Origin of the sequence: Zhengella sedimenti (genome assembly GCF_046506625.1) — a bacterium.
Lineage (GTDB): Bacteria > Pseudomonadota > Alphaproteobacteria > Rhizobiales > Rhizobiaceae > Zhengella > Zhengella sedimenti.
In genome coordinates, this window is record NZ_JBKFFP010000008.1 from 55645 (window position 1) to 68798 (window position 13154).

Consider the following 13154-nt stretch of genomic DNA (forward strand, 5'->3'; position numbering starts at 1 on the left):
TCAGAATGGCAGGATCAGGTCGGTGACCTGCTGCCCCCATGACGGCTGCTGCACTTCGGTGAGGCGGCCGCGGCCGCCATAGGTCACCCGCGCCTCGGCGATGCGCTCGTAGCGGATCGTGTTGTCCGGGCCGATGTCGTCGGGCCGGACGATGCCGGCGATGGTGAGGATGCGAAGCTCGTGGTTGACCCGGACCTCCTGGCTGCCCTGGATGATCAGGTTGCCGTTGGCGAGGACCCGGGTGACAAGGGCGGCGACCGACAGGTTCAGGTTTTCGGACCGGATGGTGCTGCCGTCGCCGGCGAAATCGGAACCGCCGGTCACGGTGCCCGAGGCCGACGCCGACCCTCCGGCGCCACTGACGTCATAGCTGCCCGACAGGCCGAGATCGCGGGAATTGGTGCGTGACCGCTCCGACCGGTTCTGGAACTTCGCGTTGTCGTTGATCGAGATGAGCACGGTCAGCACGTCGCCCTCGCTGAGCGCCCGGCTGGACTTGTAGAGATTGTGGGCGCGGTCGTCCCACAGCGAATAACGCGAGGTGCTGGAGGCCGGCTTGTCCGGCCAGGGCTTGTAGGCCAGCATGCCGTCCTCGACCCCGGCGCCGACAGGCGTCATGTCGGGCGCGCGCCCGATTTCCCGCACCGTCTGGCTGCAGCCGGAAACAGCCAGCAGGGCGGCCGCGAGCACGGGGATCAGCAGGAAGGGGCGGCTTGTCATGTTCCGTCATCCTTGCGCGCGGCGGCGGCCAGGATCATGGTGACGGCAGCCGCGCGCTTCGGCTCCATCTCGTTGAGGATGACGCCTGCCTTTGCCGCAGGCAGGGCCAGCAGGATCGAGGAAGCAAGCTGCGGGGAAATCTCCTCAAGGCGCGCGGCGGCGGCATCGGGGCGCATCTTCTGGTAGATCTCGACAAGGGCCTCGGTGGCGCGGTTTGCAAAACCGTCGCGCAGGCCGACCCACTCCTCCAGTTCCCGGCGCTTGCTGTCCAGCTCGGCAAGCTTGGCTTCCACCTCGGACTGCAACTGCCGCAACTTCTCTTCCTTGATGCGGTAGCGCAGTTCCTGCATCTCCTGGGTGATGTTGGTGCAATAGCGCGCCGCATCGCCTGCGGCTTGCGAGCCGTCGACCGAAACATCGCGGATCTCCTGCGCCCGGGCGGCGCCGGGAAAACCGGCAAGCCCCGCGGCCAGGAGGGCCGCCAAGCCGATGGAGGGGCGCAGGCCGGCCGTCATTGCAGGACGAGCTCCGCCTGGAGGGCACCGGCCGACTTGATCGCCTGCAGGATGGCAATCGTGTCGGTGGGCTTGACGCCCATCTGGTTCAGGCCGCTGGCGATCGCCTGCAGGCTGGCGCCGTTGACGATGGCGACGACGGAATCGGGTTGCGTGGCTGTTACCAGGGTGGAGGGCTGGACGGCGGTCACGCCTTCGGAGAAGGGGTTGGGCTGGACGATCTCCGGTGTCTCGGTGATGGTCACTGTCAGCGTGCCGTGGCTGACGGCGACCTGGGAGATCCGGACGTCCTGGCCGATGACGATGGTGCCGGTGCGCTCGTCGATGACGACGCGGGCAGGCGCATCCGGAACGACCTGCAGGTTCTCGATCTCGGCGACGAACCGCGCCGCGGAGGATTTTTTCGGCCGCGTGAGCGCTATGGTGCGGGAATCGATCTCGCGCGCGGCCCGCATGCCGTAGCGCTTCGAGGTGAAGGCGTTGATGACATCGGTCATGGCGACGGCGGTGGAGAAATCCGGGTTGCGCAGCATCAGTTCGAGGCTGTGCTCGTCCTCGAAACGGGCCGGGATCTCACGTTCCACGATGGCGCCGTTGGGGATGCGGCCAGACGTCGGCACGCCCTGCGTCACCTGTTCGGCCGCACCCTGCGCGTTGAAGCCGGAAATGATGAGCGGGCCCTGGGCGGCGGCGTAGATCTCGCCGTCGGCGCCGCGCAGCGGCGTCATCACCAGCGACCCGCCGGCCAGCGAGGTGGCATCGCCAAGCGACGAGACCGTCACGTCGATGCGCGACCCGGAGCGCACGAAAGGCGGCAGGTTCGCCGTGACGATCACGGCGGCGACATTCTTGGCGCGCGAGGCGCCGTTTTCCGTGGCGATGCCCAGATTGCTCAGCATGGAGCGCATGGACTGCTCGGTGAAGGGCGCGTTGCGCATGCTGTCGCCGGTCCCCTGCAAACCCACGACAAGGCCGTATCCGATCAGCTGGTTGTCGCGCGCGCTGTGCAGGGAGGCGATATCCTTGACACGGGCGGCGCCGGCCGGCGCGAGGCCAGCCAGCAATGCCAGGACCAGGACAAGGAAACGGCGCACTGCTTTCATTGCCCGCTCACCAGCACGCTTCCGTCCGGCTGGACGATGCCGGAAAACTGGCGGCCGCTCTCGCGGTTGCGCAGGCGCACCGTTTCACCGGCAGCCGCGTTCGCCAAGGGCAACCCGACCAGCGAGATTTCCAGTGCGCCGGAGCGGAAGACAGCCCTGACAGGAACACCGGCGCGCACGAGATCGGCTTCCCTGACATCCTCTGGAAAGATCAGCCGATTGGGCAGGATCGTCCTGGCAGCGACCTTTCCGGCCGCCTGCGCCGGCTCGGTCAGGAAGGCGCGGTCGGACAGGACATTGCCCTTGACCTGGATGCGGTTGACGCTTTCCGGCGTGATCTCCTGGCCCGGATAGATGATGTGGCGGGCAACGAGGACCGGTTCGGCGGCAGCCGGCGCGGCCAGGCCGAGGGCCAGCAGGACGGCAAGGGCGGCACCGGGCCTCATGGCATCACCTCAGGTTCTTCGAAACGGTCGCGGCCATGTCGTCGGCGGCCTGGATCACCTTGGAATTCATCTCGTAGCCGCGCTGGGCCGCGATCAGCGAGGTGATCTCGCGGACCGGATCGACGTTGGAGGATTCAAGATAGCCCTGGCGCAACGTGCCGAAGCCGGGATCGCCCGGAACGCCCAGGACCGCGGCGCCGGACGCGGCGCTTTCGGCAAACAGGTTCTCGCCGAGCGGCAGCAGGCCGACCTCGTTGGCGAAGTTGGCGAGGGTGAGCTGGCCGAGTTCCTGGAGTTCCACCTGGTCCTGGAAGCGCGCGAAGACCTGGCCGGAATCGTTGATGACGACCTGCACGGCTTCGGCGGGAATGTTGATCGCCGGCTCCACCGCATAGCCGCCGGTGGTCACGAGCTGGCCGTTGGCATTGGTGTTGAAGGCGCCGGCGCGGCTGTAGAGCGTCTCGCCGTTCGGTCCCTGGACCTGGAACCAGCCCTGTCCGGATATCGCCACATCGAGCGCGTTGCCGGTGGCGTCGAGCGCGCCCTGGAGGTTGATGTTGCGGATCGCGGCGGTACGCACGCCGAGGCCCACATAGGCGCCTTCGGGCACGATGCCCTGATTGGCCTGCGAGGGCGCGCCCTTCAGCGTCTCCGCCTCGTAGAGCAGGTCGGTGAATTCGGCGCGGGCGCGCTTGAAGGCGGTGGTGTTGATGTTGGCGATGTTGTTGGCGATGACGTCGAGATTGGTCTGCTGGGCGCTCATGCCGGTCGCGGCGATGGACAATGCTCTCATGGCGTCTTCCTCAAATGCTCATCCGGCTGATTTCCAGGTAGGCCGAAACGATCTTGTCGCGCACGGCGACGGCGGCCTGCAGCGTCTGCTCGGCGGTCAGCACGGCGTCGACCACCTCGCGCGGACCGGCATTGCCGGTAATGCCGCGCAGGGCCATCCGGTCGCCCTCCTGCATGGTGTTGACGAAATGCGTGCCGGCCTGTTCGAGCGCCGCGGAGAACGACGACGCGGCACTCTGCGCCTGCGCGGCGGAAAGCGCGTTGCCGGTCGCGGACGGCAGCGGCAGGGACAGGACGGAGAGGCCGGAAAGGGCGGAAACGGGATCGGCCATCAGTTCTGACCCAGCAAGCCGATGGTCATGGAAACGAGTTCGCGCACCTGCCGCATTACCTGGATATTGGCCTCGTAGGAGCGGTTGGCCTCACGCATGTCGGCCATTTCCACCAGGACGTTGACATTGGGGAGCTTGACGAAACCGTTGGCGTCGGCGGCGGCGTTGCCGGGGTCGAGCTCCTTGGGATAGTCGGCGCCATCAACGCCGATTCGGGCCACGCGGACCTTGGAAACCGGCATGTCGCGCGCGACCTCCTCGGCGAAGGTGATCGTCTTGCGCGTATAGGGATCGCCGCCCGGCTGGAGCGAGGTCGAGGCTGAATTGGCGATGTTCTCGGACACCACGCGCAGCCGTGTCGACTGGGCATGCATTCCGGACGAGGCGACGTTGAGGGAGGCTGACAGGGAATCCATTCATCACCCCTTTGCCACGGACAGGAACATGCGGTGGAAGGCCTTCACGATGGCCGTGTTCAGTTCGTACTCGTTGCGCAGTTCCGTCTGGTTGAGCAGTTCGGTTTCCAGCACGACCGGCCTCGACGTCTGGTAGACGGAGTTGCCGGGCGTGCGGTCCGTCTGTCCCGAGGATGCCTTCTCCCCGGAGGCAAGCAGGTGGCTTGGCTGGGTGACGGCAAGCTGGCCGGCGGAATTGTTGAGATAGACCTCGAAGGGCGTCACATCGCGGGCCCGGTAGTCCGGCGTGTTGGCATTGGCGATGTTCGTCGCCACCGCCGACTGCCTGTCGGAGAGCCAGGACGCCTGCTGATGGGCCAGGTCGAGCAAGGGCAATATCTGCATCGTTCCACCTTTCTTCGGAAGATGGCTATCCGATTCGACTTGCGCGTAGCTTGCATCCGGCCGGTTCAGCGCACCGCTTCGAGCACCTCGCCCGTGCTCGTGACGAGCTGGCCGCCGGCCGCGGTTACCCGGATGGCATCCACCCGCGCACCGCTTGAGAGCCGCGATCCGACGCGAACAAGCTGGACGACCGCGCCGTCGACCACGAGCGCGGAATTGTCGGACACGGAGAGCAGGCGCAGTTGCGCGGCATCGCCCGGGAAGGGCTGTTGCGGCACCCCGGCCGGCCGGCCGGCGGGATCGGCGGTGCCGGTGGCCACACTGTCGATCACCGTCACCTGGCCGGATGCGCCGAGCCGCTCGAACCGGGGCGTGCGGGTTTCGGCTTCCGCCACTTCCGCGACGACGCCGGTAAATGCCATTTCGGGCGGGGAAAACCGGTCCTGGTTGTAGTGGATGTAGAAGGGCAAGGCGCCGCAGACCACCGAAAGCGCGGCGCCGGCAGCCTTCCAGCCGAGATCCTGGAACAGAAGGTTCATGTCATGTCTCCGGTGTCTGGGGACGCCCTCTCGCCTGGGCGCCATTGGCCTTGGCGGCGTCGGGGGCATCCATCTGGCGCTGACGCTCCTTCAGCCTGCGCGCCAGTTCAATGAAGGGATCGAGCGACGGGGGATCGAGCGGGCCCTGTTTCATCGCCTCGTAAATAAGGGGCACGAGTTCCACCGCCTGGTCCAGCGCGGGATCGGCGCCCCGGATCCAGCCGCCCAGCATGCGGATCTCGCGGGTTTCCTCATAGCGGGCGACAAGCCCGCGCAGTTCCGTGACGAACAGGCGCTGCTCCTCGTTCCAGACGCGCAGGGCCAGGCGCGAGAGCGAGGCGAGAATGTCGACGGCGGGGAAACGTCCCTGGTCGGCAATGTGACGGTCGAGGACAAGGTGGCCGTCGAGGATGCCGCGCATCGTGTCGGCGACGGGGTCGTTGTGGTCGTCGCCATCGACGAGAACCGTGGCAATGGCGGTCACGGAACCGGACCCCTCGCGTCCGGGCCCTGCCCTTTCCATCAGTTGCGGCAGGGCGGCAAAGACCGAGGGCGGATAGCCGCGGGCGATCGGCGGTTCGCCGAGCGCGATGCCGACCTCGCGCAGGGCATGGGCATAGCGCGTCACCGAATCGATCATCACCAGCACGCGCATGCCGCGGTCGCGGAAATATTCCGCCGCCTCCAGCGCCATGACCGGTGCCGAACAGCGCATCATGGCGCTTTCGTCACTGGTGGCGACCACGGTGACGGTGCGCCCGCGCTGGTCCGGTCCGATCGTGTCTTCGAGGAATTCGCGCACCTCGCGGGAGCGCTCGCCGACGAGGGCGATCACGGCAACGTCGAAAGCGTCCGCGCGCGCGAACATCGACAGCAGCGTCGACTTGCCGACGCCGGAGCCGGCGAAGATGCCGATGCGCTGGCCGTAGCACAGCGGGGTAAAGATGTCGGCGACCTTGACGCCGGTGCGGAACGGGGCGTCAACGCGCGCCCTTTCGAGCGGCGCGACGGCGCGTGCGGAGGCACGGCGCTCGGGCAGAACGGGAATCGGTCCGCCGCCGTCGACCGGTTCGCCGAGCGCGTCGAGCACGCGGCCGAGCCAGGCCATGTTGGGGCGCGGCGCATGGACGCGGCCCGGAGCGAGGACCACATCGCCGCGCCTGAGCGCGCGAGTCGACCTGTAGGGCGCGACGATCACCGCGTCTGGGTCGATGCGGATGACCTTGCCCCAGTGGCGCTGGCCACCGCTCTCCGCCCAGACGGCATCGTTGAGAGCGACATGGGGTTCCAGGCCGCGGACGCGATAAAAGCCTGCGGACACCGAATCCACGTATCCGCCATGCAGGACACTGCCTGCCAGCGAATGGGTCAGCGCCTCCAGGTGATCGAGCGTGACCGCCATGGCGTCACTTGCCGCCGAGCAGCTGGACGGCGCTGTTGAGCGAGCTGTCGGCATCCTTGATCAAGGTGGCGACGCTGTCGAAGGTGCGCTGGAGCATGATCAGCCTGGTCATCTCGCGCACGGGATCGACGTTGGATTCCTCGACGAAGCCCTGGACGGTGCCGATATCGGCCCGGTCGACCACCGGCTCGGCCGGCGTGGAGGGAATGATGCCGGAGGCCCCGTACCGCCGCACCTCGCCGCCCGGCTCGAAGGTGTAGAGGCCGAGCGAGCCGACAAGCTGGTTGTTCTGGTAAAGCAGGCCGTCCTTGGCAGCGGTCACCTGACCCGCTGCAGGATTGAGTTGGATCGCCGCGCCGCCGGCATCGAGCACCGGATCGCCATCGACATTGACCAGCATGCCGGCCGCATCCATGGAAAAGCGGCCGTCGCGGGTCAGCACCATGCCGGCATCGGTCTCGACCGCGAACCAGCCATTGCCGCGGATGGCGAAGTCGAGCGGATTGCCGGTCTGCGTCAGTCCGCCGGAGCGCTCGTCGACATATGTCTTCCCCTCGGACACGAACGCCGTCTGGTCCTCGCCGGTGCCCTGCACGGCCTCGTGGAACTGGATGCGGGTCGCGCGGAAGCCGACCGTTCCGGAGTTCGCGACGTTGTCGGCCAGCGTTTCGAGGCGGCGCTCGATGGCCATCTGGGAGGAGAGCCCGACATAGGTTCCAACCTGCATGGTCCTACCTCTTCAGCGTCTGGATGGCCATCATCAGGTCCGGCGAGATGCCGGCGGCGGAGTTGGAGAACAGCAGGCCGATGTTGTTGGCCGCCGTCTGGTCGGGATTGTTGGCGTCCCAGAGCGCGGAAAAGCGCTCGATCTGCTTCGCCACCGCTTCGGGATCGGAAAACGACTCGAGGTCGACACGCTGCTCGAAGATCTCGATCTGCCGGTCGATGTCGAGCATGGAGAAGCTCTCGGGCAGGCCGAGATTGGTGCGCACCACCGTGAACAGCGCCTGGTCGGCCAGGATCTGGGTGACGCTGGTGATTTCGGGGGCCTTGCGCTCGAAATAGAGGGCTAGCCGGACGGCCGTGTTGGTCTCGCCGGCATTCTCCTCGAGAGTCTGGCGGACATATTTCTCCGCCACCCCGGTCGAGGCACGGCTGAAGGTCGTGGCCGTGGCGCCGTAGCGGTTGAAATCGAATGTCTTGGCGAACTCGACATAGCGGTTGTCGGCAAGCCGGTTGACGAACGCCTCGTCGTCGTCATGGCCTTCTTCCAGCACCTTGGTCATGAAGGCCTTGGCGTAGGACATGTCCGAGAGGCCATGGGCCTTCATCGCGTAGTTGAACAGGCGGGTATCGGCGATGAAGTCCTCGACGGTATCGATGTTGCCGATATTGGCGAGGTAATACTCCGTCTCGCGGCTGACGACGGGATCGCGATTGATGGCCTCGACCGAGCGGTCCATGTTCGCGGCGATCAGATTGTATTGCACATAGGTGCTGAGCATCGGCGCGCCTCCTGCATCGACGCAGGCATAATCCTTCTGCCTTGCGCCAGGCTATCGCGGCAAGGCGGGGCAAATCAGGCTCACGCAAGAAAGCCCCGCTAATCGTGTCGGACACGGTAATGCAAAGGGATTCGGCGTGGGCATCATCGTTGGACTGATCGTGACGCTCGGATGCGTGCTTGGCGGCTACATGGCGATGGGCGGGCATATCGGCGTTCTCGCCCAGCCCTGGGAATTCGTCATCATTGGCGGCGCGGCGCTCGGCACCTTCCTGGTGGCCAATCCGCTCTACGTGGTCAAGGATTCCGGCAAGGGCATGATGGAGGCGCTGAAGAACTCCGTTCCCGACGAGGAAAAGTACCTGGAAATCCTTGGCCTGCTCTACAGCCTGCTGCGCACGATGAAGGACAAGCCGAAGAGCGAGATCGAGAAGCACATCGACGCGCCCGATGAATCGCCGATCTTCCAGGCCTACCCGTCGGCGCTGGAAGACGAGGACTTCGTCAGCTTCACCTGCGACTATTGCCGCCTGATGACCGTCGGCAATGCCCGTCCGCACGAGATCGAGGCGCTGATGGAGGAAGAGATCGCCACCATCCGCCATGACCGGCTGAAATCCTACCATGCGCTTCAGGCCGTGGCCGACGGTCTGCCGGCGCTCGGCATCGTCGCCGCCGTGCTGGGCGTCGTGAAGGCGATGGGCAAGATCAACAGTTCGCCGGAAGTGCTGGGCGGCCTGATCGGCGCGGCGCTGGTCGGCACATTCGTCGGCATCTTCCTGTCCTACGCCGTCGTCGGCCCGATCGCCACCAAGGTCAAGATCGTGCGCGAGAAGGGCCTGCGCAAGTTCTTCGTCGCCAAGCAGACGCTGATCGCCCACATGAACGGTTCGGTTCCGCAGGTCGCGCTGGAGTTCGGGCGCAAGGCGATTGCCGCCCATGACCGCCCCTCCATCGACGCCGTCGAGGAATCGACGACGACCAGCCCGGCGGTGTCGTGATGAGCGGCCCGCAGAGCGGACGCCTGCCCGGCGCGGACGAATTGCTGCTGAAATGCCTCCACGAGAATGCCAGCGCCGGGGAGGTCAACGACGCCGCCGCCATCCTGAAGAAACTCGGCAAGGATCTCGCCGCGCGGATGGCGGATGAACTGGAGGACGAGATCGGCGGCAGCCTGACGCTGGAACATTCCGCGCATGAGAACGGGACGCTCAACGCGCTTCATACCCGGCTCGGACCCGCATCGGCGGTGGCTGTCTATGCCGACGAGGCGACGCCCGAGCGGACCTGCGTGCTGTGGATGGACATGGCGCTGGTCTCAAGCCTCTCGACGGTGTTCATGGGCGGCGAACCGCTTCCACCCGAGGTTGGCAGATCCAGCCTGACAGGCGTTGAAATGTCGTTCTTCCGCATGCTGGCCGAAAACCTCGCGGCGGCGATCTCGGCGGTCTCCGGGCGGGAAATCCCGATGCCGCAGATCGGCCTCGGCCCGATGGTGGACATGACCACGCTGACCGGGATCCATGCCGACCTGTTCCGCCTGAACGGCCGGTGCGGCGAAGCGGTGCGGCCGGTCTGCGTTGCCCTGACCGGCATCTCGCTCGACGGCCTGGCGGTCACCAGCGAAACCCAGCGCCGCAACGTGGAGATGCTCAAGCGGCTGGGCGTGCGCGCCGAGTTCCTGGTCAACCTGAACGACATGACGTTGCGCGACATCGGGCGGCTGGTGCCCGGTTCGGTCATTCCCATTCCGGCGCAGGCTCTGCGCGATTGCGAGATCAGCGTCGGCGGACGGCGAGTGCTTGCCGGCCAGTGCGGCCAGGCCGGCGGCCAGCTCAGCGTGCGGATCAACAGCGCCAACGGCGCCAGGACGAACAATTCCGGAGCAATGCGATGAGTCCGCTTGAGAAATCGGAACACGACCTCGACCAGGCGATCCGCGAACTGAAAGGCGAGGTCCAGGACACCGCAGTCGGTGCCCGCGGCCGCGAAGAGCCAGGGCCGCAAGGGTCCGGATCGCTGATGAACATCCCGCTGAAGGTGCAGGTGGCCATCGGCGCGGTGGAGATGACGGTGGGCGAACTGTCCAATCTCGGGCCCGGTCAGACCGTATCGCTCAACAAGCTGGTCGGCGATCCGGTGGACATCATCGTCAACGGCACGCGGATCGGCACGGGATTCCTCGTGGCCATTCCCGGCCACACCCCGACCTTCGGACTCAAGATCCACAGCCTGAACGATTGACGGCGCAACGGCGGAAGCGTTCCCAGATGATGCTGACCAAATCCCAGAAGGCCGTCGCCATTCTCGTCGCCATCGGCGCCCCGAAAGCACCGGAACTGCTGAAGCATTTCAAGAGGCACGAGATGAAGGCGCTGCTGGAGATCGCGCGGGGGTTCCGCAATGTCGAACCGGAGGTACTCGACGAAATCATCCGCGAGTTCGAGGGCGATTTCGCTCAAGGGTCGGGCATCGTCGATTCCGCCGACATCATGAACCAGATGCTCATCAAGAGCCTGGGCGAGGAGGAATTCGCCGAACTGACCGACGGCAAGAAGCGGCAACCGGAACAGCGCAAGGAAGACGTCTGGAGCATCCTTGCCAGGGCCGACTTGGACCGGATCGTCGCCCATGTCACGGGCGAGAACGAGCAGGCCGCTTCCCACATCCTGTCGCGCCTGCCGGAATCGCTGACCGCGCAGGTCCTGCAGAAGCTGGACAAGGCGCGCAGGGCCAGCCTCGTGGCGCGCATGCTGACGGCCAAGGACGTGCGTCCGGAAGCCGCGCTGCTGATCGAGGAAAGCGTGCGCCAGGTCTTCGGCGGAACCGCGAGCGCAGGGCCGGTCAACGAGCCGGGCCGGCTGGCAACCGTCCTCAACGAGATGGAACGCGACCTGCTCGACGATCTGCTCGACGACCTGCAGGAACGCGTCGAACCGCGCCAGCTTGCCTCGGTCACGTCGCGCCTGTTCCGTTTCGACGACATCGTGCGCCTCGACCAGGATGCGCGTGCCAGCGTCCTGGACGCCATGGAAGCAACCGTTCTGACGGACGCCCTGCGCGGCGCCGGGGAGGAGATTCGCGAAGCCATCCTGTCGGCCATCGGCCAGCGCAGCCGCCGCATGATCGAATCCGACCTGGCCTCCGGCGCGAAAGGCAATCCACAGGTGGTCGCCGATGCACGCCGGGCGATCGTGGCCACCGTCCTCGACAAGATCGACAAGGGCGAGATCACGCTCGGCGAAACCGGCGAAATGGCAGCCTGACGGGCTGAGCGGCGATGTCGGAACAACCGGACAAGGAAAGCAAGACAGAGGCGCCAACGGAGAAGAAGATCCGTGACGCGCTGGAGAAGGGCCAGACCGCTTTCTCGCGGGAAGCCCCGCTCTTCGCCTCGCTGCTGGCCACGGCCGGTTTCATGGCGCTGTTCTCCACGCCCTCGACCATGGTCATCACCGAGCGGCTTGCCCATTTCATGAGCCATGCCCACGACATCCGTCTCGACACCGGGCTGGACGCCACCAACGCGCTGGCGGCGATCTTCGGGCCGATGCTGACCACGCTGCTGCCTCTCTTCGCCGTGCTTGCGGTGGCCGGCATCGCGGCCTCGGCTGCCCAGAACACGCCACGCATGGTTCGCGACCGCATCCTGCCGAAGTGGTCGAACGTCTCGCCGGCCAGCGGCTGGAAACGCGTCTTCGGCAAGCGCGGCTTCATCGAATTTCTGAAATCGCTGGTCAAGATCGGATTCGCCTTCGCGGTTGTCATCTTCTTCATGCGCGACCGCATGGAGGCGCTAGTGGGTTATGTGAACCTCCATCCGCTGGCCATGCTGCACCTGCTGGAGCAGAACGTCGTCTTCCTGCTGACGCTGGTCTGCGCCTTCATGGCGGTGGTGACGGCCATCGACATCTTCGCCTCCCGCTTCCTCTGGTATGAAGAGTTGCGCATGACGCGCCAGGAAGTGAAGGACGAACACAAGCAGGCAGAGGGCGATCCCCTGGTCAAGGCGCGCATCCGGTCGATCGCCCGGGCGCGGGCGCGCAGCCGGATGATGAGCGCGGTTCCGACCGCAACGCTGGTGATCGCCAACCCGACGCATTTTGCCATCGCCCTGCGCTACCAGCCGGAGCGGGATGCCGCTCCCGTGGTGGTGGCCAAGGGCACCGACGAGATCGCGCTGAGGATCCGGGCGCTCGCCGAGGCCAACGGCGTGCCCGTCTTCGAAAGGGTGGAACTGGCACGCAGTCTCTACAAGGTGGTCAAGGTCGACCAGATCATCCCGCAAGCCTTCTACAAGGCGGTCGCGGAACTGGTGCGCTATGTCTACAGCAGAAAGTGATCAGGCATGAAACCGGACGATCTGAAAGCAACACGTGAACGGCTCATTGCCCGTGGCATCCGTGATTTCATCGCCGAACTGCAGATGGTCAGTCCGGAATACTACATCGCCTTCATCACGGTGGGCATGCACGCCTCGCTGGAGGACCTGGTCAATTCCTGCGCCGAGCTTTACTTCGAGCCCGGCTTCATCCGGCTCGGGCAGGGCAGCAGCGTGACGGCAGACTGGACCACGCCGCCAAGGGTCATGCTCGATATCGAACTGGAGAGCCCGGACATGCGGGCCTACCTCCAGGTGGCGCTGGAACGCAACAGCGCCAAGGTCTGCCTGAACTACATCCAGTTCACGACCGGCCACGACCTCCCGGAGCGGAACACCGAACATCTGGCCATGGCCATGCAGCGGCACGGCAAGGTTCCCGCGATGAGCCGCTGCCGCTGAGCCCTACGGCTCGGGCGGCGTATGATTACCGGTTTCATTGCGCAATCGTTCGATTGCCGGACACGGGATTCACCCCGATTTAAGTGCCGTGTGTCAGCATGATCACGGGAATGATTCCCCATCGGCGACCGGGATGCGACCGGGACGGCATCGGCGCGGACGGGACTACCCGGCAAACCCGTGCGGCCTTGCGCCCCCACCGCGCGGGGGAAACCCGA

General features: G+C 65.9%; 18 protein-coding genes. 6 read left to right on the forward strand and 12 right to left on the reverse strand.

Annotated features, from left to right (window positions below; translation table 11 throughout):
- The 12 genes from flgH to ACLB6G_RS18315 all read right to left on the reverse strand — a co-directional run bounded on the left by flgH (window position 1) and on the right by ACLB6G_RS18315 (window position 8154).
- Window positions 1–720, reverse strand: coding sequence for a flagellar basal body L-ring protein FlgH (gene flgH / locus ACLB6G_RS18260; RefSeq protein WP_410357658.1), 720 nt, complete (start codon window positions 718–720; stop codon window positions 1–3).
- A complete protein-coding gene (locus ACLB6G_RS18265; protein ID WP_410357659.1) occupies window positions 717–1235 on the reverse strand; it encodes a MotE family protein in 519 nt (172 codons plus the stop codon). Before ACLB6G_RS18265 ends, flgH begins: the two co-directional genes overlap by 4 nt.
- Complete coding sequence (locus tag ACLB6G_RS18270) at window positions 1232–2338, reverse strand: flagellar basal body P-ring protein FlgI (RefSeq protein ID WP_410357660.1); 1107 nt, start codon at window positions 2336–2338, stop codon at window positions 1232–1234. The genes ACLB6G_RS18265 and ACLB6G_RS18270 overlap by 4 nt, the downstream gene beginning before the upstream one ends.
- Window positions 2335–2784, reverse strand: coding sequence for a flagellar basal body P-ring formation chaperone FlgA (gene flgA / locus ACLB6G_RS18275; protein WP_410357661.1), 450 nt, complete (start codon window positions 2782–2784; stop codon window positions 2335–2337). The genes ACLB6G_RS18270 and flgA overlap by 4 nt, the downstream gene beginning before the upstream one ends.
- A 4-nt stretch (window positions 2785–2788) precedes the next feature.
- Complete coding sequence (gene flgG, locus ACLB6G_RS18280) at window positions 2789–3577, reverse strand: flagellar basal-body rod protein FlgG (protein ID WP_410357662.1); 789 nt, start codon at window positions 3575–3577, stop codon at window positions 2789–2791.
- Between the two features lie 10 nt (window positions 3578–3587).
- A complete protein-coding gene (locus tag ACLB6G_RS18285; protein ID WP_410357663.1) occupies window positions 3588–3908 on the reverse strand; it encodes a flagellar hook-basal body complex protein FliE in 321 nt (106 codons plus the stop codon).
- Window positions 3908–4324: a flagellar basal body rod protein FlgC gene (gene flgC, locus ACLB6G_RS18290; RefSeq protein WP_410357664.1), complete on the reverse strand. Its 417-nt coding sequence runs from the start codon at window positions 4322–4324 to the stop codon at window positions 3908–3910. Before flgC ends, ACLB6G_RS18285 begins: the two co-directional genes overlap by 1 nt.
- 3 nt (window positions 4325–4327) lie before the next feature.
- A complete protein-coding gene (flgB, locus tag ACLB6G_RS18295; protein ID WP_410357665.1) occupies window positions 4328–4708 on the reverse strand; it encodes a flagellar basal body rod protein FlgB in 381 nt (126 codons plus the stop codon).
- 65 nt (window positions 4709–4773) lie between these two features.
- Window positions 4774–5247 (reverse strand): hypothetical protein, encoded by a 474-nt coding sequence (locus ACLB6G_RS18300; protein WP_410357666.1) that lies wholly within the window; start codon window positions 5245–5247, stop codon window positions 4774–4776.
- A 1-nt stretch (window position 5248) separates the two neighbouring features.
- Window positions 5249–6649 carry a FliI/YscN family ATPase gene (locus tag ACLB6G_RS18305; RefSeq protein ID WP_410357667.1) on the reverse strand — a complete coding sequence of 467 codons (1401 nt, stop codon included), beginning with the start codon at window positions 6647–6649 and terminating at the stop codon, window positions 5249–5251.
- Between the two features lie 4 nt (window positions 6650–6653).
- Window positions 6654–7376: a flagellar basal-body rod protein FlgF gene (gene flgF / locus ACLB6G_RS18310; protein WP_410357668.1), complete on the reverse strand. Its 723-nt coding sequence runs from the start codon at window positions 7374–7376 to the stop codon at window positions 6654–6656.
- A 4-nt stretch (window positions 7377–7380) separates the two neighbouring features.
- Window positions 7381–8154, reverse strand: a complete 774-nt coding sequence (locus ACLB6G_RS18315; protein ID WP_410357669.1) for a DUF1217 domain-containing protein — start codon at window positions 8152–8154, stop codon at window positions 7381–7383.
- A 136-nt stretch (window positions 8155–8290) separates the two neighbouring features.
- Between ACLB6G_RS18315 and motA the strand changes: the two genes are divergently transcribed.
- Genes motA through ACLB6G_RS18345 form a run of 6 tightly spaced genes read left to right on the forward strand, consistent with a single transcriptional unit; the run spans window position 8291 to window position 12936 of the window.
- Window positions 8291–9154, forward strand: coding sequence for a flagellar motor stator protein MotA (gene motA / locus ACLB6G_RS18320; RefSeq protein ID WP_410357670.1), 864 nt, complete (start codon window positions 8291–8293; stop codon window positions 9152–9154).
- A complete protein-coding gene (locus ACLB6G_RS18325) occupies window positions 9154–10050 on the forward strand; it encodes a FliM/FliN family flagellar motor C-terminal domain-containing protein (protein ID WP_410357671.1) in 897 nt (298 codons plus the stop codon). Before motA ends, ACLB6G_RS18325 begins: the two co-directional genes overlap by 1 nt.
- A complete protein-coding gene (locus ACLB6G_RS18330; RefSeq protein ID WP_410357672.1) occupies window positions 10047–10397 on the forward strand; it encodes a FliM/FliN family flagellar motor switch protein in 351 nt (116 codons plus the stop codon). Before ACLB6G_RS18325 ends, ACLB6G_RS18330 begins: the two co-directional genes overlap by 4 nt.
- A 26-nt stretch (window positions 10398–10423) precedes the next feature.
- Entirely contained in the window at window positions 10424–11419 is a 996-nt protein-coding gene (locus ACLB6G_RS18335) for a FliG C-terminal domain-containing protein (protein WP_410357673.1), read from the forward strand.
- A 14-nt stretch (window positions 11420–11433) separates the two neighbouring features.
- On the forward strand, window positions 11434–12495 hold the full coding sequence (gene flhB, locus ACLB6G_RS18340; protein WP_410357674.1) for a flagellar biosynthesis protein FlhB: 1062 nt from the start codon (window positions 11434–11436) through the stop codon (window positions 12493–12495).
- 6 nt (window positions 12496–12501) lie between these two features.
- Window positions 12502–12936 carry a hypothetical protein gene (locus ACLB6G_RS18345; protein ID WP_410357675.1) on the forward strand — a complete coding sequence of 145 codons (435 nt, stop codon included), beginning with the start codon at window positions 12502–12504 and terminating at the stop codon, window positions 12934–12936.
- Window positions 12937–13154: the final 218 nt, after the last annotated feature.

Bases quoted from the DNA above. Each gene is read 5' to 3' on its own strand.
- flgB (WP_410357665.1), bottom strand. From the start codon at position 4,708: ATGCAGATATTGCCCTTGCTCGACCTGGCCCATCAGCAGGCGTCCTGG.
- flgC (WP_410357664.1), bottom strand. From the start codon at position 4,324: ATGGATTCCCTGTCAGCCTCCCTCAACGTCGCCTCGTCCGGAATGCAT.
- ACLB6G_RS18270 (WP_410357660.1), bottom strand. From the start codon at position 2,338: ATGAAAGCAGTGCGCCGTTTCCTTGTCCTGGTCCTGGCATTGCTGGCT.
- ACLB6G_RS18325 (WP_410357671.1), top strand. From the start codon at position 9,154: ATGAGCGGCCCGCAGAGCGGACGCCTGCCCGGCGCGGACGAATTGCTG.
- ACLB6G_RS18265 (WP_410357659.1), bottom strand. From the start codon at position 1,235: ATGACGGCCGGCCTGCGCCCCTCCATCGGCTTGGCGGCCCTCCTGGCC.
- ACLB6G_RS18315 (WP_410357669.1), bottom strand. From the start codon at position 8,154: ATGCTCAGCACCTATGTGCAATACAATCTGATCGCCGCGAACATGGAC.
- flhB (WP_410357674.1), top strand. From the start codon at position 11,434: ATGTCGGAACAACCGGACAAGGAAAGCAAGACAGAGGCGCCAACGGAG.
- ACLB6G_RS18345 (WP_410357675.1), top strand. From the start codon at position 12,502: ATGAAACCGGACGATCTGAAAGCAACACGTGAACGGCTCATTGCCCGT.
- ACLB6G_RS18335 (WP_410357673.1), top strand. From the start codon at position 10,424: ATGATGCTGACCAAATCCCAGAAGGCCGTCGCCATTCTCGTCGCCATC.
- ACLB6G_RS18300 (WP_410357666.1), bottom strand. From the start codon at position 5,247: ATGAACCTTCTGTTCCAGGATCTCGGCTGGAAGGCTGCCGGCGCCGCG.
- flgF (WP_410357668.1), bottom strand. From the start codon at position 7,376: ATGCAGGTTGGAACCTATGTCGGGCTCTCCTCCCAGATGGCCATCGAG.
- ACLB6G_RS18305 (WP_410357667.1), bottom strand. From the start codon at position 6,649: ATGGCGGTCACGCTCGATCACCTGGAGGCGCTGACCCATTCGCTGGCA.
- ACLB6G_RS18330 (WP_410357672.1), top strand. From the start codon at position 10,047: ATGAGTCCGCTTGAGAAATCGGAACACGACCTCGACCAGGCGATCCGC.
- flgA (WP_410357661.1), bottom strand. From the start codon at position 2,784: ATGAGGCCCGGTGCCGCCCTTGCCGTCCTGCTGGCCCTCGGCCTGGCC.
- ACLB6G_RS18285 (WP_410357663.1), bottom strand. From the start codon at position 3,908: ATGGCCGATCCCGTTTCCGCCCTTTCCGGCCTCTCCGTCCTGTCCCTG.
- flgG (WP_410357662.1), bottom strand. From the start codon at position 3,577: ATGAGAGCATTGTCCATCGCCGCGACCGGCATGAGCGCCCAGCAGACC.
- flgH (WP_410357658.1), bottom strand. From the start codon at position 720: ATGACAAGCCGCCCCTTCCTGCTGATCCCCGTGCTCGCGGCCGCCCTG.